This window comes from Pseudomonas sp. HS6-2 (genome assembly GCF_049325675.2).
Classification (GTDB): domain Bacteria; phylum Pseudomonadota; class Gammaproteobacteria; order Pseudomonadales; family Pseudomonadaceae; genus Aquipseudomonas; species Aquipseudomonas putida_N.
In genome coordinates, this window is the sequence record NZ_CM143906.1 from 3,424,826 (window position 1) to 3,441,939 (window position 17,114).

A 17,114-nucleotide genomic window follows, 5' to 3' on the forward strand; every position below is an offset into this window, starting at 1 on the left:
GCTCAAGGCAACTGCATGCAACCGACATCCGCTGACGCGCCCTCCTCCGTACAGGCCGAACCGGGCACCCAGGCCTCCATTGCGCTGCTGCTCGGCGCCCTGATGCTGGTGATGTTCCTCGCCGCACTGGACCAGACCATCGTGTCCACCGCGCTGCCGACCATCGTCAGCGACCTCGGCGGGTTGCGCTGGCTGTCCTGGGTGGTCACGGCTTATTTACTGGCTTCCACCGTGGTCGTGCCGCTGTATGGCAAGTTCGGCGACCTCTACGGGCGCAAGCGCGTCCTGCAGATCGCCATTGCCTTGTTCCTGCTCGGCTCGGTGCTGTGCGGGCTGGCCCAGGACATGACTCAGCTGATCCTGTTCCGCACCCTGCAAGGCCTGGGCGGCGGCGGCCTGATGGTGGTGGCCATGGCGGCCATCGGCGACGTCATTCCACCCGCCGAGCGGGGCCGCTACCAAGGCCTGTTCGGTGGCGTGTTCGGCCTGGCCACCGTGGTTGGCCCGTTGATCGGCGGGTTTCTGGTCGAACACCTGTCATGGCACTGGATCTTCTTCATCAACCTGCCGCTGGGCCTGCTGGCCGTCGTGGTGATCGGCGGCGTGTTCCGCCCGCACGTGGCCCCGGTCAAGCATGTGGTCGACTACATCGGTGCGTTCTTCCTCACCATCACCCTGGGCGCGCTGGTGCTTATCACCAGCCTGGGTGGCGGCTTGCTGCCCTGGGCTTCGCTGGATGTCCTGTGCCTGGCGCTGTTCGCCATCATCGGCCTGGTCGGTTTCGTATTCGAGCAACGCCGTGCGGCCGAGCCGATCATGCCGCTGCACCTGTTCCGCCACCGGACTTTCGTGCTGGCCGGGTTGATCGGCTTGATTGTCGGCGTGTCGCTGTTCGGCTCGGTGACCTTCCTGCCGCTGTACATGCAGGTGGTCAAGGACGCCTCGCCCACCAGCGCCGGCCTGCAGATGCTGCCGTTGATGGGTGGCTTGCTGGTGGTGTCGGCGATTACCGGGCGATTGATCAGTCGCTGGGGGCGCTACCGGGTGTTCCCGATCGTGGGCACGCTGCTGCAGGTGGTCGCCCTGGGGCTGCTCAGCAGCCTGGAACTGGGCACGCCGATGTGGCGGATGAACCTGTACATGGGGCTGCTTGGCGCAGGCCTGGGCATGGTGATGCAGGTGCTGATCCTGGCAGTGCAGAACAGCGTTGAACGGCGCCACATGGGCGTGGCGACTTCCGGGGCCACGCTGTTCCGATCAATTGGCGGTTCGGTGGGGGTTTCGGTGTTCGGCGCATTGTTTTCCCATGCCCTGCTCGATGGCCTGCCGAGCGATTTCGCGGCCAGCAGTGGCGGTGCCGCGAGCCTCTCGCCGACGGCGGTGCATGCCTTGGCGGCGCCGCTGCAGCAGGCGTATCTGGATGCATTCTCCGGGGCCATGCATGGGGTTTTCCTGGTGGCGGCGGTGATTACCTGTGTGGCCTTTGCCTTGTCTTGGCTGCTGCGCGAGGTGCCGCTGCGTACCGCTCACTGAGCGCAGCACCCAGCTATGCTGTGAGGTGCGAATCCTATCCTGTGGAGGTGTGCAATGCGTGCGTTCACGTGGAGCTACGTACTGATAATGCTGTGTGCTGCTTCAGCAGCCCAGGCCCAGTCGGTGGTGCCGCTCAAGGGCCAGAGCAGCCAGCAGATGCAGCTGGACATCAACGACTGCAACACCGTGGCGACCAATGCCGCTAACAGCGCCAGCAGCAGTACTTCTGGCAGCCATGTCGGCGGCAGGGTCAAGGGCGCGGCGGCCGGTGCCGCAGCGGGTGCGGTAGGTGCCCAGGTGCGTGGCAATCAGCATGACGAGGTGTATGACCGGGCCAGCGACGATGCCAAGCAGGAATATCGGCAGAACCGTGCAGGCCAAGGGGCAGCCGCCGGTGCTGCGGTAGGCGCCTCGCGGCAACGCCAGGAGCGCCGCCAGGACCGGCGCAACCAGGGCGAGGCACAAAGCTCGGCGCATGCCAGCGCCTACAGCGGATGCCTGCAGGGGCGTGGCTACCAGGTCAACCCTTGAAATCGGGGCCGCTCTGCGGCCCCAGGTTTCAAACTCGGCTTAGCCATGACCGGGTTGTTTCATAGGCAGTTTTCAAGCGCATTTCAGGCGCAAACAACGCCGAAGGTGTTTCCACGCTGACTTGCACATCAGCTGGCAGAGCGTTAATCAGCGCTGCCAACGGCAATTGCCCGTCCCCCGGCAACAACCGCCCTTCCCGTGCCTCCTGAATGATCAACGTCTCGACCGGCGCTTGCAGCGGCGCATCGCACAACTGCAAAGCCCGCAGGTAACGCGGGTCAACCTGGGCAAGCGCTTGCTCATCCCCACCCGAGCGATAAAGGTGCAGCGCATCCACCAGCACTCCGGCATTCCCTTGCCCGGCCCCGGCGACCACGGCCACCGCTTGCTGCACGTTCGCCACCGCCCGCCAGCGCATGAACTCAAGGTCCACGCGCAGGCCGTAGCCCCTGGACAACTCACAGAGCGCCGCAAAGGTGTGGGAGAGCCGCACCGGGTCGTCGTCATCACCCGAGACGGTAAGGCTGACGGCCCCTAGCTCAGCCCCCGCAGCCAGCAATGCCTCGCATTCGGCGATCTGCAAATGCGCAGTGAGCGACACGAACTCGATATCACTCACCCGCATGCCCTCGCCCGCCAGCACCCGCTGCAGTTCGCGGGCCGCGGGGCTGCCGACCGGTTGCGGGTAGGCCTGCGCGCCCGGCATTACCGGATGCAACCGCAGCCCCACGGCACTGAAGCCGGCCCGCGCCGCCTCACGCACCAACGCCACCGGCGCCAGGTCCAGCGCCGTCAGGTGGGCAACCCCCAGCGGCCTCAATAGGTCGCCCTTCCACCACTGAGGTCGAACACGAACCCGGTGGTAAAGCTGCATTCCGGCCCAGCGATCCAACTAACCATGTTGGCGATCTCCTCGACCTTGAGGAACCGACCCATGGGGATCTTGGCCTTGCTGGCGGCGACGTGTTCCGAAGTCATTTCCGCCATCAGCGGGGTCTCGACCATGGCCGGCGCAATACAGTTGAGCAGTACGCCGTCCTGGGCCAACTCCTTCGCCGCCGCCTTGGTGAAGGCGATGACCCCGGCCTTGGCCGCAGAATACGCCGAGATGTACTGCACGCCGTCCTTGCCGGCCATCGAGGCAACGTTGACGATGCGCCCGTAACCGCGCTCACGCATGTGCGGGATGGCGGTGCGGCAGCAGTAGAAGACACCGTTGAGGTCAATGGCGATGACCTTGTCCCAGGCTTCTGGCGGGTACTCCCACGAGGCGACCACCGGGCCGTTGATTCCGGCGTTGTTGACCAGGATCTCGACCTGGCCGACGTGGGCCAGCGCTTGGCCGAACGCCGCCTCCACCGACTCCAGCGAGGACACATCCACGGCCTGGCGCAGCACCGGTTCGAAACCGTTTTCAGCCGTGTTCCAGCCATCGACCGCGAGGTCCCAGATCACCACCTGGGCGCCGGCCTGGTGCAGGCGCTGGGCGATGGCCAGGCCGATGCCGCGCATGCCGCCGGTGACGATTGCAGTTTGCCCGTGCAGGGGTTGGCTCATTGTCTTGCTCCATTTTCAACAGAAGGGACATCCGGCAGGCGACGCAGGTCGCGCACCATGAACAGGTAACACAGCGCGCCCAGCGCGGTGATCATCGAGACGAAGGCCAGCGCCCAGACGAACGAGCCGGTGGCAGTGACAATCAGGCCGATGGTCAGCGGGGTGACGATGCCGGCGGCATTGGCGAACAGGTTGAACAAGCCGCCGCTCAGGCCCAGCAGCCCTTTCGGCGCAATGTCGGACACGATCATCCAGGCCAGGGCCGACATGCCTTGGGCGAAGTAAGCGACGCAGAGAATGCTGATCACCAGCGCGTCCGACTCGACATAGTTGGCCAGCACGATGATCGACGCGGTCAGCAACCCGGCGATCACCGGCAGCTTGCGCGCCAGGTTCAGCGAATGGCCCCGGCGCAGCAGTGCATCGGAAATCCAGCCGCCGACCAGCGTGCCCAGCGAGGCGGCAATGAACGGCAGTACCGCTACCCAACCCACCTTGAGCCAGGGCATGTGCCGCTCGGTAACCAGGTATGTGGGGAACCAGGTCAGAAAGAACACGTTGGTCGAGTTGCAGGCGAACTGCCCCAGGCAGATGCCGAGCATGTTGCGGTGCTTGAGCAGCGCCGGGATCTGCGACCAGTGGAACTGCGCGGCCTTCTGCCCGCCATCGACCACCCCACCGCCGGCGGCAATGTAGTCGAGCTCTGCCTGGTTGGCCGACGTCGACTGGTGTGGCTCGTGGTACTTGCGCCACCACACCAGGCCATAGAGTATGCCCAGCAGCCCCACTGCCATCAGCAAGAAGCGCCAGCCATAGGCATGCAGCACCAAGAACAGCAATGGCGTGAGGAACGCCAGCCCGGTGTACTCGGCAAAGGTGTAGATGCCAGTTGCCCGAGCCCTTTCGCGCTGCGGAAACCAGGTCGCCACCACGCGGCTGTTGGTGGGGAAGCACGGCGCCTCGGTCACGCCGACCAGAAAGCGCATGCCCAGCAACGACAGAAAGCCTTGAGCCAGGCCCTGCAGGCCAGTGAACAGCGACCACAGGGTCAACGCCAGCCAGTAGGTGAACTTGGTGCCCAGGCGGTCGATGAGGATGCCGCCGGGGATCTGCGCTGCGGCGTAGGTCCAGGAAAACGCCGAGAAGATCACCCCCATCATCGCTGCATTCAGGCCCAGGTCGGCGCTGATGCTCGGGGCGGCGATACCCATCACGCTGCGGTCCAGGTAGTTGATCATGGTGCCACCGGAAATCAGCGCAAGGATCATGAACCGGGTGCGGGTCCGTTGTTGCGCGCGCGCGGGGGTGTCGAACACCCCGACGCCGATTGGCTGCTCAGTGCTCATGGCGATTGCTCTCTTGTTATTGGATTGGCAAGTGCAGGAATTCAGGCAAAACCGAACAGGCGCCGCGGGGTGTCCCACATGACCTTGCGCCGCAGACGGGCTTCCGGCATCAACCGCTCGGCCAGCTTCAGCAGCGGGCCATAGTCGACCCGCGCCTGCTGGCGGATGAACGGCCAGTCCGAGCCCCACACGCAGGCATCCGGGCCGAACGCATCGAGCAATACCTGCACGTAGGCGTGGCTTTGCTTATACAGGCCATCGGCATCGGCGAACTTCTGCATGCCTGACAGCTTCACGCAGGCCCGCCCGCTGCGGGCCAGCCGCAGCAGGGCCTGGAAGCCGGCCTGCTGCAGGCCGGCGGCGGCATCCGGGCGGCCACAGTGGTCAATCAGCAGGGGCGCCGAAGTAGCCTCGACCAGCCATTGCAGGTCCAGCAGCTGGTCTTCGCAGACCTGCACCTGGGCGAACATGCCAAGCTCAGCCAGCTTGCCGAACAGCGGCTCGGCATCACGCATGCTCGCCACGCCGTACAGCGCCGGGTTGAAAGCCACACCGACCACGCCCTGCTCGTGCAGAGCGGCCAATGCGTCCAGGCCGATCTGCCGCTCGACCACCGCAATTCCCTTGAAGCGCCCCTGGCCAGCCGCCAGTGCGTGCAGCAGCAGGCCATTGTCGGTGTGGTAGCCACTGTTCGGCCCCACCAGCAACGCATGGCGCACGCCATAGGCGTCCATCACCTGGTTGAACTGGGCCAGGGTGGCGACCTCCTGGCCCGACGGCGCGTAAGGGGCGCTTGGGTGGTAGGCGAAGCGTGCGGGGTCAAACAAATGGTTATGGCAGTCGATCTTGGGTTCGTCGTAGATGTTCAAGCGCGGTTCCTTCAAGCGCCACTGCGCTTGCCTGCAGATCTTGTTATTGTTCGCCGCCAGGGCGATTTGCCTGGGTTCACGATACTGCGGGCGATTGCCCAGCGCTCATACACAGATGGCGAAGACCATAACCGAAGGTAATAGGCATGATCCCCGCTCAGGAAAACCCGGACGGCACGACGATGGTGTTCAAACTGCGGCACATGGAAGTGTTCCGCGCGGTGATGCTGACCGGCTCGATCAGCGCGGCAGCGAAGCTGCTCTACGTGTCCCAGCCGGCTGTGAGCAAGCTGATCGGCTACATCGAGGGGCGCCTGAGCTATCGATTGTTCGAGCGCATCAACAACCGCCTGGTACCCACGGCCGAGGCGCAGGTGCTGTACCGCGAGGTCGAGCGGGTGTACCAGGCGGCCTTGCAGGTGAACGCCTGCGCCCACTCCCTGGCCGCCGGCACCCACCGCACGCTGCGCATTTCCTGCAGTGCCTCGCTGTCAACTGTCGTCATCCCCGCCGCGCTGGCTCAGCTCAAACGCGAAGCGCCGTCATTGCAGATCGAATGGCAGACTTCGCTGATGCACGCCATGCCCAACCAGATCCTGTCGAAGACCGTCGACCTGTCGATCGCCGCATTGCCGGTGATCCACGACCACCTGCACTCCCAGGCCTTCATGCGCGGGCGCATGGTGGTGGTGATGCCAGCCGACCATGCACTGGCGCAAGCGTCGTCATTGACGCTGGAACAGCTGCAGGGCCATGCGCTGCTGCTGTTTCGCCCGGACATGCCCTTCGGCCAGCTGTTGGCCGGCCACATCGAGCGACGCGGCCTGCAGCTGGATTCCCTGCTGTCGTTCACCAATGCCAACGAAGCCGTGGCACTGGTCAAGCAGGGCATGGGCATCAGTGTGATCGACGAGTTCGTCGCGCAGGACAGCGGCCTGCACGTGGTGCCCTTGGTCGACGAGATCCATTTCGACATCAGCTTCGTCTACTCGCGCTTCGAGCCGCCGACGCAGTCGGCGCTGCACCTGATGCGGGTGTTGCATGATCAGGCCGTTGGGCTCGGCCGGGGGATTGACGGGTTCATGCTGCCACCGGGTTGAAGTGATTGAGGGCTTCCGGGTGTTCGCCGCAGCACTTTCAGCGCCTGACCTACGGCCTGCCCCTGCAGCACGACGACATCAACCCGGGCTACGGCAACGGCTACGGTTCCACCGACGGCCTGCCCTTCTACGAAAGCTACACCGCTGGCGGCCAGGGTTGGTTACGCGGTTTCAAGGACGGCACCCTCGGCCCACGCAGCACTCCGGCCACCGGCACCTATTCAAGCGCTGGCCAGGCCTATTACTCCGACCGCAACACCGACGTGCTTGGCGGCAATATCCTGATCACCGGCGGCGCCGAGTACATCTTCCCGCTGCCGTTCATCAAGAACCAGAGCCAATTAGCAGCTCGGTGTTCGTCGTCGCCGGCAACGTCTATGCCGACACCTGCTACCTGTCCACCACCCAGGGCTGCGGCAACGTCGACCTAAACCAGCTGGCGGTGTCGGTGGGTGTGGGCGTGATCTGGTACAGCCCGATGGAGCCGCTGAGCTTCAGCCTGGCGGCACCGCTGAAAAAGCCGGACAACACCGAGACGCAGATCATCCAGTTCTCCCTGGGGCAGACCTTCTGACTCAGGGCGCACAAATTACTGCTTTTTACCCTCGCTTAACCCAAGTTGACAGTCACCTTGCCTAAGCTGAGAGACATATGAACATGCCTTGCAGGTAACCACATGCCACCCTTCGCCCCCACCGCCCTGGCCTCGGCATTGCACGAAGACAGCCCCGCCTCGCTGCTCGACCTGCTGCAGCAGCGCCTTAGCACCGTGTTGGGCCCACGTTTCACGGTGATCCTTGCGGCCAGTGGCGACGACGCCAGCCACTACTACCTGGCAATCCAGTACAGCCAGAGCGGCCTGTCGCTGGAGGACAATGGCAGCATCGGCCCGGGTTTCGCCGAGCGGCTGCTGGCCCTCGGCAGGCAGGTCAAGGCCATGCTCGAGTCGCAAACCTTCGCACGCATGGGCAGCGACGACCCGGGCCGGCCACTGGTATGGCTCAGCGATCGGGCTGATTCAGATGGCGCCTGATGGCGCCACTGGTGTGGCATTGGACCCTTGGCGTTTCCACCTTGACGCGCAAGCGCCTTGTTGAAACTGCAATCTTCACATTGACGTCAAGCTGAATATTCAACATCAGCGCAACAACTTCCCGCCCCTCAGGCCAATACTTTCCAGTCATTCTTAAAACTTTCAGAAAACCCGCACAACCTCTCGCACATCAAACTTTCTGTAACTATTTAAACCTGTTCAGCGAAATATGTATTTTCATATATTTCCCTGCCTCGACTGCGACGACGCGCTTCAACGATGCGCCTGAACAGTTACCGCTATCGAAGCAGCTGGGTGAATATGAAAAAGAAAACACTGATTGCCGCCGCGTTACTCAGCAACATCGCTCTATCAGGTTGTACGGTGACATTGGCTCAACCCGACGATGCCGAACTCTATAAAACCACAGAAGCCTTCTACAAAAACGCAGCAACGCTACTGTTCAAGGGCGAACGTGCAAGCCCTGTCAGCAAGCAACAACTTTCAACCTTGAGGGCAAAGGAGGCACGTCAGCATCCTGGGCATTTCAATCGATACCAGGCTGAATACGACGAGCTTCTGGTCGAAAGCAACACCCTCATCCTGCGGGCGCTGGCCAATTCAGCAGCGCTCAGCGAGCCCGGCAAGCAGGTGCACGTCCGTGTCGAGCGGTCGCTGGAGGAGCAGCTCGGCAACGAATGCGATTCGCTGCAGCGCGACTTTCCCGACGCCGACCTGACCACACGCAACTATGTAGATCTCAAGTGCCTGGTCAATAGGTGGCAGCGCGAACACCAACAAGCCAGTTATCAGGTGTTGAACAAGGCCATTTGGCAAAATCGCAACAACACGCTCTTCGACAGCATACTGGCCATCCAGGCCGCGACAGCCAACACACCGTCTTCGAGGATAACCCCATGAGCACCCTCATCAATGGCGTGGACCTCGACGCGGTCCTGCTCGAGGCGATCAACGCCGCAAAAATCATCATTCAGTCGGATTGGCCAGTCATTCGGGCCGAAGTGGAAAGCCTTGGTCGCGGCATGGCCAGAGATATGATGTTCCTTCATCAACAGCACCAAGACGGCTCATTGAGTGACCACGATATCGGACTATTCCTCGATGACCAGAAGATAGTGGCACGCCTGCGCCTTCGCTCTATTGCCATTGTCACACTGCAACTTGCAGAGGCCATTCTCAACGCCATGACTGCCGTGTTCAGGTCGGCCATCTACCGGGCACTGGGCTGTGCCGTGCAATAATTGGTCTGCAAAGGAAAATACATGATGGACAATCAAATCCGCTCTGCCGAGCTGCTGGTAAAGAATGCACTGTCAGACCCTGAAGTCCTGCAGAGAATCCAGGAGGATCCGCATAGCGCGCTCACTGCACTCAAAGATCAAACTGTACAACAGCTCCCGCACCTGGCACGTCCGAACGATGCCACCACCAATCGAATATGGATCGTCATTGTCGGTTCTTTCACGCTGGTCATGCTGTATACCGTCTGGATACTGGGGAGTGGTGTCAGCGAAAGCAGTATCGAAACCCCAGTGACGAAATCCGACACGATCCTGACCGTACTCATGACGGTGATCAGCTTCCTCACTGGCTTGCTGTCGCCCAGCCCGGTGACCTACAAATAGCCCTGAAGGTACTAAAGCACTGAGGAGGCTGAACTTTTGCGCAATTACTGGTCTATCTGAGCAGGCTCACGCGAGCGGACGCGCAGCCTCGAGAGGCAACGCATCCGTATGTTCAATGATAACCAGGGGATTGCCTGTATTCATGAAACTCCACTTTTCGAAGCTCCTGTTCGCCAGCCTGTTCGCGTTCGCGGCCGCAGGCTCGGCGTCGGCGATGCAAATGCACACTCCGAACCCGGTCCAGGCCACTGACAGTGCGCTCCACACGCCAGCCAAGCCAGCCCAGAGCCCCTGGTCAAATCTGGCCAGCATCGCCGATGGCCAGCAAGGGCCGCTGCTCGCCCATGACGACCGCTACTGGCGCGACGGCCGCTGGCATTACCACAGCGAAGACCGCCGCCGCGAAGAATGGCGTCGCGCGCAATGGCGCCGGGAACAGGCTCGTCGTGAAGCCGAACGCCGCCACGAATGGGAGCGCCGCAACGAGCGCGCCCACCACTACGATGACGACCACCGCTACTATCGCCGCTAGGCCCCGGCAGCCATTTGTGCCCGACGGCCTGGCCGGTGCAGCACTGCTGGCATCGTCGGCGGGTGACGGCCTGGGCTGTCGCCAACCTAGTCGCAGCGCGTGCCGAGCACCACGCCCTGGGCCTTGAGGCTGAGTAACAACGCAAGCCCCTGGGCCTCGACGGCGGCGGGTTCGACACCGGCAGCCGCGGCCAGCGCCGCCAGGTGTTCACGCCCGCTCAGTGGCTGGTCTTGCAACGACTCCAACAGTGCATGGGCCAGCGGTGCCAGACGTAAGAAGCTCACCTTGTGGCCTGCACCTCGGTGGGCCACCAGCAATGTCGGCTCGGCGGGAGCCTCAACCGGCAGATGCTCCGGCCCAATATGGCTGACCGGCCAGGCATAGGCCAGTGGCACGGCGAGGCTGGACAGCACAGGCACGCCTTCGAGCAGATCGCCTTCAGGGTCATGCTCAGCTTCGGCGGCATCGCTCAGCAGCAAGGCCGTTTCGATCCATTCGTAATGGGCCAGTTCGGCGATCCAGTCGGCCTGGTCGGTACGCCCTTGCAGGTACTCGACCCACTCAGCGCCCACTTCGGTGAACAGCGGCGTATGGCAGCGATGGTGGGCATAGAACTCCTCACATAACCCCTGCCAGTGTTCGGTGGCGAGGCTGGCATGCAGCACCGGAAAGCTGCCGGCCAGCAGTGATTGCAGGTTGCCGAAGAACAGTTGCCGGTACACCGCCAGGTGTCGCGCGTCGATACCGGGCGGCGGCGGATTGGCCTGGGGATCGCGGATATGCCTTGCCATGCGCAGTTGCTGTTCGCGCAGCGAGTCAGCCATGGCGCACCGCCAGGGCCTGCGCCACGGGTTGCAGGCTGCGAATGTGTTGCACCTCGGCCAGCAGTTCGGCCAGCGGTGGCAGGTTGAAGTCGCGCTCGAGCAAGGTCGGCACCGGCCCCAGGTGCTGGTAGGCACTGACCAGCAGGCCCCAGACATCTGGCTTGACGCTGGCGCCATGGGTATCGATCTTCAGATCCGGCGCTTCGTCGTAGTGCCCGGCCACATGCAGGCAGACCACTCGCTCGGCCGGCACCTGGGCGAGAAACTCGGCAGCGTCGTAGCGATGGTTGCAGGCATTGACCACGATGTTGTTGATGTCCAGCAGCAGGTCGCAGTCCGCCTCGCTCAACACCGCCTGAAGAAACGCGATCTCGCTCATCGCCTGATACGGCGCGGCATAGTACGAAATGTTCTCCACGGCGATACGCCGGCCGAGGGCATCCTGGACTTCAGCGATACGCCGGGCAGTATGGCGCACGGCTTCGTCGGTGAACGGCATCGGAATGAGGTCGTAAAGATGGCCGTCATCGGCGCAGTAGCTCAGGTGCTCACTGAACAGCGGTACCTGATGACGGTCGAGAAAGGCGCGGATCTGGCGCAGAAAGCCATGGTCCAGCGGTGCCGGGCCGCCCAGCGACAATGACAGGCCGTGGCAGGACAGCGGATAGCGCTCGGCCAGTTGCGCCAGGCCTTCGCCGAAGGCACCACCAACACCGATCCAGTTGTCCGGGGCGCATTCGAGAAAGTCCACGGCGCCGGCGTCCATGTTCAGCAGTTCGGGCAACAGCCCACGGCGCAAGCCCAGGCCTGCGCCCTGCAGGGTTGAAGAAGTGCTCATTGGCTTGTTCCTTGTGGTGCAGCGCCCTCCCCGGCCCACGGCCCGGGGAGGATGCCGCCGAGGGTCAGTTCTTCGCCTGGCTCAGTTTGCTGTACAGGTCGGTCGGGAATGGATTGCCATTGGCGTCGAACTGGTGCTTGCGGAACTGGTAGACCTCGGCCTCGGAAAGGTAGCCGTCGTGGTTGGCATCGATCGCATCGAACTCGGCACCGGCCTTTGGCGCCACGGCCAGCAGTTCGGCGCGGGACACGCGGCCGTCATGGTCGGCGTCAGTGCGGGCGAACGAAGCGTCGCCACATTTGCCTTCACCGCATTTGCCTTCAGCCTGGGTAACCTTGGCCTTGGCGCCGCTGGCGCCACACTTGCCCTCGCCGCACTTGCCTTCGGCCTGGGTGGCTTTGGCCTTGGCGCCGCTGGCACCACACTTGCCTTCGCCACACTTGCCCTCGCCGGCCTTTTCTGCAGCTGCCAGTTGATAGCCTTGTGGCAGTGCCTCGACGGCAAACGCCGAGGAAGCCAGGTTGATACCGCCCACCAGGGCGATGCTCAGCAGGCCGAGACGGGTCTTGTTGGGGAACTGGATACGGGACATGGTGTTTCTCCTGATAGTCGTACGGTCATGCCTCAAGGGCGAAAGAGCCAGGGAACGCAGGCCGTAAGGCTTGTTCGTTCGGGCTGGCCCATTTGGCCCCAGGGATGTATCCCGGGCGTATCAGGAGAGCGAAGGTTTTGTATGCAAGTAGGCGCGGCAGGCGCCTTGATACAGAGTGATACAAGCGCCTGCCTGGGGTGCAGAAGTCAGCGGCGGTCCAGCAGCTTGGCCAGGGCGAAAGTGGCGACCACGGCCAGCACCACGGCGGCAGCAATGGCCGGCACGGTGCCCCACTGCTCGATGAAGCTGTTCACCGTCAGGTAGAAACCCAACACGCCGACGCCGCCGATGGCGTTGCCGCGCACGATCGCGCCCAGCTCATGGTGCCCGCCCTGAACATGGGCGAACACCGCCAGCGGCCAGGCAATCACCGGGATCGGCGCCAGCAGGCCACTGGCCACCGGGCCGAGCCATTCGGCACTGGCGGTGATCGCCACCAGCAGCGCGGTGGCCGTGAGCATGCGCATCGGGATCACCCAGCGCGGCAGTTGCACCACCTTGGCGTTGCCAGTGGGTGCTGGTTGCGAGGTGACGACGATGATCAGGCTGAGCAGTGCCAGGGTCACCACCACCGACAGCACCACCCAGCCGAGGTGGCTCATCAAGGCAGCCATGGCTGCGTAAACCGCCAACGCGGCGATGCAGCCGGGGAATGCGCCGATCCGCCGCGTCACCCGGTAGTAGAACAGGTAGGTCGCCTGCACCGCCGCCAGGCCGGCCAATGCCCCAGGTACGGCCTGCAAGGCAAAGCCTGGGCCCTGTTCGAGGCTCAGGAACAACACGACCAAGGCTGATGTAACCGGCAGACCGGAGAGCAGCCCGCCGATTTGCGTGCCCCAGCGCTTGGCTGCCAACGAGATGGCCAGCATGAGCGTGGGGGTGATGAGGAACTTGAGGTAAAAGGCAGTCATGGGGAGCTAGCGCGTTTCGATAAGGAAGGGGGCCAGGTGCATCAGCGTCCCCATGCTAAACGAAGCGCGCTGGCTTTTCGCGGTTTTCTCAGCCGCGCGACTGCGCGACCTCGGCCATCACCTCGGCACGGGTGGTCACGTTGCCAAAGTGATGCTTCCAGAGGTCGGTACCCAACTTGCCGGAGCGGTCCAGCGAAGAGCCGACGGTCAGGTCGGTCACCAGGGTCGGGCAAAGCCCGGCATCGAACAGCGCAAAGCCTGCCGCCAGCACGCAGGTTTCGGTCTGCATGCCGCACACCAGCACGCGCTCAACGCCGAGCTGCCGGATGTGGGCGATGGTCTCGGCGGTCTGGCCATAGCCATGCTTGATGAACACCTGGTCCACCTCGACCAGGCACTCGTCTTCGGCCGCCGGGTGCCAGCCGAGCTGGCGCTGGAACGGCGTCACCTGCTCATCGTGCAGTTCGATCGAGGCAATCGACGGAATGCTCGCCGACAACAGACGAATCCCGTCTACCAGCCATTCGGGTGGGCTGAAGGTGGACTGGACATCAACGATGAGCAGAACCTGCTGCATGAACGACTCCTGAATGCTCAAAACGGCCGCGGAGTATATCTGTTTGAATGGCCGCTGGTGGAACCAACCCTGCTCTGTGTATGCTGGCCACGCCCGAGCCCGATGCAGCGGACGACCCTATGCCTGTTGACCTGCAAGCACTTTACCCGAAGCTGATCCAGCTGATGCTCGACACCGTGTTCGTGGTCGACCGGGACAACACCATCGTGTTCGTCAGCAATGCCTGCGAGGCGTTGCTCGGTTACCGTGCCGACGAGCTGATCGGCACCCCGATCACCCGCTATATGCACCCCGAAGACCTGGACGCCACACGAGCGTCGATCATGCGGGTGATGAACGGCCAGTCGCATAGCGACTTCCGCAACCGCTACCTGCGCAAGGACGGTGGTGTGGTGCACATCCTCTGGTCGGCCTTCTGGTCCGAAGAGGTGGGTGCGCGCATCGGCGTGGCGCGCAACATCACAGCGCTGACCCAGGCCGAGCAGCAGTTGCGCTTTCTCGCCCACCATGACCCGCTGACCCGGCTGTGCAACCGCTCGCTGTTCAACGAGCGGCTGGCCAGCGCCCTGCGCCACGGGCGCCCGTTTGCCCTGCTGTTCCTGGACATCAATGACTTCAAGGGCATCAACGATGTACACGGGCATGCCATCGGTGACCAGGTGCTGTGCGAAGTCGCGCGGCGCCTGGAGGATTGTGTCGGCCAGCAGGACACCGTCGCGCGCATGGGCGGCGACGAATTCACCGTGCTGCTGACCGACTTGAGCTCGGCGGGCGCGGTAGCCGAAAAGATGGCCCAGATCCTCGCCGCCCTGGCAATGCCACTGGCCAGCGAGCAGCGTGCACTGCCCATGCCGTCCTGCAGCATCGGCGTGGCCTGTTACCCGGAGGACGGCGCAGACATCGACACCCTGCTCAACTGCGCCGATGACGACATGTACCGCAACAAGCGGCGCCGTTCCGTGGCGCGCTAGGCTGCTGCCGGAAATTGCTGCCGGCAGGTGCCCGCTGTGGCATGCTGCGCGCCCGCACGACAGGCCCACACAGGTATCCCGCCATGACCCAAGCCACTGACCAGGCATTCTACGACCGCGCCGATGCGCACATCGACCTGGCCAACCAGCAGCTCGACACCCTCGCCGACATCGGCAAGGTCAGCGCCTCGATGACCTTCGCCGCCAGCCGCTTCAGTGCCTGGCTCAGCGCCCGCAACTTCAAGTCCGGCGCCGAAATGGCCGCCGCGCGCGAGGAAATCCTCAAGTACTTCAGCGAGCAGTACCGGATGATGCTGGAAGACAACGTCGACGAGTACATCGAGCAGTTCGACCGTTACGTACTGGGCAAAGACAGCTGAGCTTCAGACCCTGAACCGCCCCACTAGCGCCGTCATCTCCCCGACCAGCCCTGACAACGCCTGACTGGCCTCGCTGGTCTGCTGTGCACCCGCCGCCGAGTGGCTCGACAGCTCGCGGATGTTCAGCAGGTTGCGATCCACCTCACGCGCCACCTGTGCCTGTTCTTCGGCCGCGCTGGCGATCACCAGGTTGCGCTCGTTGATCGCGCCGATGGCGCTGTAGATGCCTTCCAGCACCTGGCCCGATGCCAGGGTGATGTCGAGTGTCGACTGGGCCCGGCTGGTGCTGGCCTGCATCGACGCAACAGCCGCTTCGGTACCCTGCTGCACGCGGCCGATCATCTGCTCGATTTCCTGGGTCGACGCCTGGGTGCGGTAGGCAAGCGTGCGCACTTCATCGGCCACCACGGCAAAGCCGCGCCCGGCGTCCCCGGCGCGGGCCGCCTCGATGGCCGCGTTGAGCGCCAGCAGGTTGGTCTGCTCGGACACCGAACGGATCACTTCCAGCACCTTGCCGATATCTCGGACCTGCCCCACCAACTGCTCCAGATGGCCGCTGCTGGTCTGGATCTCGCGGGTCATGGCCTGGGTGCCGTCGATGTTTTCGCTGACTTGCTGACGGCTTTTCTCTGCCAGCTGATTGGACTCGTGGGTCGCCTGTGAGGTAGTGACCGCATTGCGTGCAACCTCCTCCACCGCCGTGGTCATTTCGGTGACGGCGGTGGCGGCCTGTTCCAGCTCTAGCCCTTGCTGGCGCAGGTTGTTGGCGCCTTCTTCGGTAATCGTGTTCAGTGCGCCCGCCGCGTCGGCCAGCTCCCGGGTGCAGCTGCTGATCTTGCCCAGGGTATCGCGCTGGCTTTGTTGCATGCGCTCCAGCTCATGGAACAGCTGGCCGATCTCGTTGCGCTGCTGAGCCTGCACCGGCACGCTCAGGTCGCCACCGGCAATGCGCTGGAAATGCCGACCCGCCTCGCGTAACGGGTGCAGTACGCGTTGGGCGATGAAGGCCCAGCACAGGCCGGCGAGCAACAGTGTCACCGCCAACAGCGCCAGGCTCAGCTGTTGCGCACGCTCCAGGCGACGGTCGGATGCCTGCATGATCTGCTGGCCGCGCTCACTCAAGGCGGCGACCAGTTGCTGGCGCAACGCCTGCAGCCGGCCCATGGCGTTGCCGGCGTCGGTGTTGACCTTGAAGTACTGCTCCAGCGAGCGTTGACGCGAGGCTTCGCGCTGCCCGGCGACCGCCCTGGCGTACTCGCCGAAAGTGGCTTGCAGCTCGCTGGCCACCGCGTGCAGCGCCGGTTCGCGAGCGTTGTCGACCAGCTCACCGATCAGCTTCTGGCTCTTGTCGTTCAGCTCGACCGACAGCGCCATGCGTTTGTTCGCGCTCTCGTCGTGGCCGCCCAGCTGCTCGATGAAGCCCGAAGACACGTTGGCACTGGCGCGGATCGCCATCAGCAGCGCGTTGTTCAGCCGGTCCGACTGGTGTGCGGTCTGGTCGAGTTCGGTGATCTGCTCGTCGCTGCCCAGCGCCGCTCGCCAGGCACTGACAGTGGAAAACAGCAGGGTCAGGCTGAACAACAACAGCACCCAGAACATTCCGGTACGGATCTTCAGGTCGGCAAACATGCGGGCAGTACTCCTTGTTGGCGCCACTTCTGGTCGAGGTTTCGACGGTGGGTGAGCAGCTATCGGAGTTGCCGTGGCAGGCTTGAGTGCGCAAATGCGGCTTGTGTTCGGTAACCGAACGGATGTTGCTGGTGCCTTGCATCTGCTTGCGCATACGTGCAAGGGTAAAAAAGGAACGACAGTCA

The 17,114-nt window shown here is 63.5% G+C and carries 20 protein-coding genes and 1 pseudogene; 11 read left to right on the plus strand and 10 right to left on the minus strand.

What is annotated here, in order from left to right:
- Nucleotides 1-15 precede the first annotated feature (15 nt).
- Nucleotides 16-1,533 (plus strand): MDR family MFS transporter, encoded by a 1,518-nt coding sequence (locus ACOKS3_RS15885; protein ID WP_103447544.1) that lies wholly within the window; start codon nt 16-18, stop codon nt 1,531-1,533.
- Between the two features lie 54 nt (nt 1,534-1,587).
- The gene (locus ACOKS3_RS15890) at nt 1,588-2,064 is read left to right on the plus strand and encodes a YMGG-like glycine zipper-containing protein (RefSeq protein WP_103447545.1); all 477 of its coding nucleotides are present in this window, start codon (nt 1,588-1,590) and stop codon (nt 2,062-2,064) included.
- A 28-nt stretch (nt 2,065-2,092) separates the two neighbouring features.
- On the opposite strand, the gene ACOKS3_RS15895 is transcribed toward ACOKS3_RS15890, so the two are convergent.
- From ACOKS3_RS15895 to ACOKS3_RS15910, 4 genes are read right to left on the minus strand one after another with little or no spacing between them, the layout of a single operon-like run.
- On the minus strand, nt 2,093-2,884 hold the full coding sequence (locus ACOKS3_RS15895) for a sugar phosphate isomerase/epimerase family protein (RefSeq protein WP_422763659.1): 792 nt from the start codon (nt 2,882-2,884) through the stop codon (nt 2,093-2,095).
- On the minus strand, nt 2,881-3,621 hold the full coding sequence (locus ACOKS3_RS15900; protein ID WP_422763658.1) for an SDR family NAD(P)-dependent oxidoreductase: 741 nt from the start codon (nt 3,619-3,621) through the stop codon (nt 2,881-2,883). Before ACOKS3_RS15900 ends, ACOKS3_RS15895 begins: the two co-directional genes overlap by 4 nt.
- Nucleotides 3,618-4,967, minus strand: a complete 1,350-nt coding sequence (locus ACOKS3_RS15905; protein WP_422763657.1) for an MFS transporter — start codon at nt 4,965-4,967, stop codon at nt 3,618-3,620. Before ACOKS3_RS15905 ends, ACOKS3_RS15900 begins: the two co-directional genes overlap by 4 nt.
- A 41-nt stretch (nt 4,968-5,008) precedes the next feature.
- Complete coding sequence (locus ACOKS3_RS15910; protein ID WP_103447549.1) at nt 5,009-5,836, minus strand: amidohydrolase family protein; 828 nt, start codon at nt 5,834-5,836, stop codon at nt 5,009-5,011.
- Nucleotides 5,837-5,982: 146 nt separating this feature from the next.
- On the opposite strand from ACOKS3_RS15910, the gene ACOKS3_RS15915 reads away from it, so the two are divergent.
- From ACOKS3_RS15915 to ACOKS3_RS15945, 7 genes and pseudogenes are all read left to right on the plus strand, one after another.
- Entirely contained in the window at nt 5,983-6,936 is a 954-nt protein-coding gene (locus tag ACOKS3_RS15915; protein ID WP_103447550.1) for a LysR family transcriptional regulator, read from the plus strand.
- A gap of 86 nt (nt 6,937-7,022) precedes the next feature.
- A pseudogene (locus tag ACOKS3_RS15920) lies at nt 7,023-7,510 on the plus strand (BamA/TamA family outer membrane protein); the annotation flags it as partial.
- A gap of 102 nt (nt 7,511-7,612) precedes the next feature.
- Complete coding sequence (locus tag ACOKS3_RS15925) at nt 7,613-7,969, plus strand: hypothetical protein (RefSeq protein ID WP_103447551.1); 357 nt, start codon at nt 7,613-7,615, stop codon at nt 7,967-7,969.
- 279 nt (nt 7,970-8,248) lie between these two features.
- Nucleotides 8,249-8,890: a hypothetical protein gene (locus ACOKS3_RS15930; RefSeq protein ID WP_146048960.1), complete on the plus strand. Its 642-nt coding sequence runs from the start codon at nt 8,249-8,251 to the stop codon at nt 8,888-8,890.
- Nucleotides 8,887-9,231 carry a hypothetical protein gene (locus ACOKS3_RS15935; protein WP_103447553.1) on the plus strand — a complete coding sequence of 115 codons (345 nt, stop codon included), beginning with the start codon at nt 8,887-8,889 and terminating at the stop codon, nt 9,229-9,231. Before ACOKS3_RS15930 ends, ACOKS3_RS15935 begins: the two co-directional genes overlap by 4 nt.
- A 21-nt stretch (nt 9,232-9,252) precedes the next feature.
- A complete protein-coding gene (locus ACOKS3_RS15940; protein ID WP_103466435.1) occupies nt 9,253-9,615 on the plus strand; it encodes a hypothetical protein in 363 nt (120 codons plus the stop codon).
- Between the two features lie 142 nt (nt 9,616-9,757).
- Nucleotides 9,758-10,147, plus strand: a complete 390-nt coding sequence (locus ACOKS3_RS15945; protein ID WP_103447555.1) for a hypothetical protein — start codon at nt 9,758-9,760, stop codon at nt 10,145-10,147.
- A gap of 86 nt (nt 10,148-10,233) precedes the next feature.
- Here the strand turns inward: ACOKS3_RS15945 and ACOKS3_RS15950 are convergent, their stop codons facing one another.
- The 5 genes from ACOKS3_RS15950 to ACOKS3_RS15970 form a co-directional block, all read right to left on the minus strand.
- Nucleotides 10,234-10,971: an HvfC family RiPP maturation protein gene (locus ACOKS3_RS15950; RefSeq protein ID WP_103447556.1), complete on the minus strand. Its 738-nt coding sequence runs from the start codon at nt 10,969-10,971 to the stop codon at nt 10,234-10,236.
- The gene (locus ACOKS3_RS15955; protein WP_103447557.1) at nt 10,964-11,809 is read right to left on the minus strand and encodes an HvfB family MNIO-type RiPP peptide maturase; all 846 of its coding nucleotides are present in this window, start codon (nt 11,807-11,809) and stop codon (nt 10,964-10,966) included. Before ACOKS3_RS15955 ends, ACOKS3_RS15950 begins: the two co-directional genes overlap by 8 nt.
- Nucleotides 11,810-11,873: 64 nt before the next feature.
- Nucleotides 11,874-12,401, minus strand: coding sequence for an HvfA family oxazolone/thioamide-modified RiPP metallophore (locus ACOKS3_RS15960; protein ID WP_103447558.1), 528 nt, complete (start codon nt 12,399-12,401; stop codon nt 11,874-11,876).
- 206 nt (nt 12,402-12,607) lie between these two features.
- Complete coding sequence (locus ACOKS3_RS15965; RefSeq protein WP_422763656.1) at nt 12,608-13,372, minus strand: hypothetical protein; 765 nt, start codon at nt 13,370-13,372, stop codon at nt 12,608-12,610.
- 88 nt (nt 13,373-13,460) lie between these two features.
- Nucleotides 13,461-13,949, minus strand: a complete 489-nt coding sequence (locus ACOKS3_RS15970) for an isochorismatase family protein (RefSeq protein WP_103447560.1) — start codon at nt 13,947-13,949, stop codon at nt 13,461-13,463.
- A gap of 119 nt (nt 13,950-14,068) precedes the next feature.
- Between ACOKS3_RS15970 and ACOKS3_RS15975 the strand changes: the two genes are divergently transcribed.
- Together ACOKS3_RS15975 and ACOKS3_RS15980 are read left to right on the plus strand one after the other, a co-directional pair.
- Nucleotides 14,069-14,920 carry a GGDEF domain-containing protein gene (locus ACOKS3_RS15975; protein ID WP_103448264.1) on the plus strand — a complete coding sequence of 284 codons (852 nt, stop codon included), beginning with the start codon at nt 14,069-14,071 and terminating at the stop codon, nt 14,918-14,920.
- A gap of 83 nt (nt 14,921-15,003) precedes the next feature.
- On the plus strand, nt 15,004-15,300 hold the full coding sequence (locus ACOKS3_RS15980; RefSeq protein ID WP_103447561.1) for a DUF3144 domain-containing protein: 297 nt from the start codon (nt 15,004-15,006) through the stop codon (nt 15,298-15,300).
- A 3-nt stretch (nt 15,301-15,303) separates the two neighbouring features.
- Here the strand turns inward: ACOKS3_RS15980 and ACOKS3_RS15985 are convergent, their stop codons facing one another.
- Complete coding sequence (locus tag ACOKS3_RS15985; RefSeq protein ID WP_103447562.1) at nt 15,304-16,929, minus strand: methyl-accepting chemotaxis protein; 1,626 nt, start codon at nt 16,927-16,929, stop codon at nt 15,304-15,306.
- Nucleotides 16,930-17,114: the final 185 nt, after the last annotated feature.

Coding starts and splice junctions, on each gene's coding strand:
- ACOKS3_RS15885 (WP_103447544.1), top strand. CDS start 16: ATGCAACCGACATCCGCTGACGCGCCCTCCTCCGTACAGGCCGAACCG.
- ACOKS3_RS15890 (WP_103447545.1), top strand. CDS start 1,588: ATGCGTGCGTTCACGTGGAGCTACGTACTGATAATGCTGTGTGCTGCT.
- ACOKS3_RS15900 (WP_422763658.1), bottom strand. CDS start 3,621: ATGAGCCAACCCCTGCACGGGCAAACTGCAATCGTCACCGGCGGCATG.
- ACOKS3_RS15905 (WP_422763657.1), bottom strand. CDS start 4,967: ATGAGCACTGAGCAGCCAATCGGCGTCGGGGTGTTCGACACCCCCGCG.
- ACOKS3_RS15915 (WP_103447550.1), top strand. CDS start 5,983: ATGATCCCCGCTCAGGAAAACCCGGACGGCACGACGATGGTGTTCAAA.
- ACOKS3_RS15925 (WP_103447551.1), top strand. CDS start 7,613: ATGCCACCCTTCGCCCCCACCGCCCTGGCCTCGGCATTGCACGAAGAC.
- ACOKS3_RS15930 (WP_146048960.1), top strand. CDS start 8,249: ATGCGCCTGAACAGTTACCGCTATCGAAGCAGCTGGGTGAATATGAAA.
- ACOKS3_RS15935 (WP_103447553.1), top strand. CDS start 8,887: ATGAGCACCCTCATCAATGGCGTGGACCTCGACGCGGTCCTGCTCGAG.
- ACOKS3_RS15940 (WP_103466435.1), top strand. CDS start 9,253: ATGATGGACAATCAAATCCGCTCTGCCGAGCTGCTGGTAAAGAATGCA.
- ACOKS3_RS15945 (WP_103447555.1), top strand. CDS start 9,758: ATGAAACTCCACTTTTCGAAGCTCCTGTTCGCCAGCCTGTTCGCGTTC.
- ACOKS3_RS15950 (WP_103447556.1), bottom strand. CDS start 10,971: ATGGCTGACTCGCTGCGCGAACAGCAACTGCGCATGGCAAGGCATATC.
- ACOKS3_RS15955 (WP_103447557.1), bottom strand. CDS start 11,809: ATGAGCACTTCTTCAACCCTGCAGGGCGCAGGCCTGGGCTTGCGCCGT.
- ACOKS3_RS15960 (WP_103447558.1), bottom strand. CDS start 12,401: ATGTCCCGTATCCAGTTCCCCAACAAGACCCGTCTCGGCCTGCTGAGC.
- ACOKS3_RS15965 (WP_422763656.1), bottom strand. CDS start 13,372: ATGACTGCCTTTTACCTCAAGTTCCTCATCACCCCCACGCTCATGCTG.
- ACOKS3_RS15970 (WP_103447560.1), bottom strand. CDS start 13,949: ATGCAGCAGGTTCTGCTCATCGTTGATGTCCAGTCCACCTTCAGCCCA.
- ACOKS3_RS15975 (WP_103448264.1), top strand. CDS start 14,069: ATGCCTGTTGACCTGCAAGCACTTTACCCGAAGCTGATCCAGCTGATG.
- ACOKS3_RS15980 (WP_103447561.1), top strand. CDS start 15,004: ATGACCCAAGCCACTGACCAGGCATTCTACGACCGCGCCGATGCGCAC.
- ACOKS3_RS15985 (WP_103447562.1), bottom strand. CDS start 16,929: ATGTTTGCCGACCTGAAGATCCGTACCGGAATGTTCTGGGTGCTGTTG.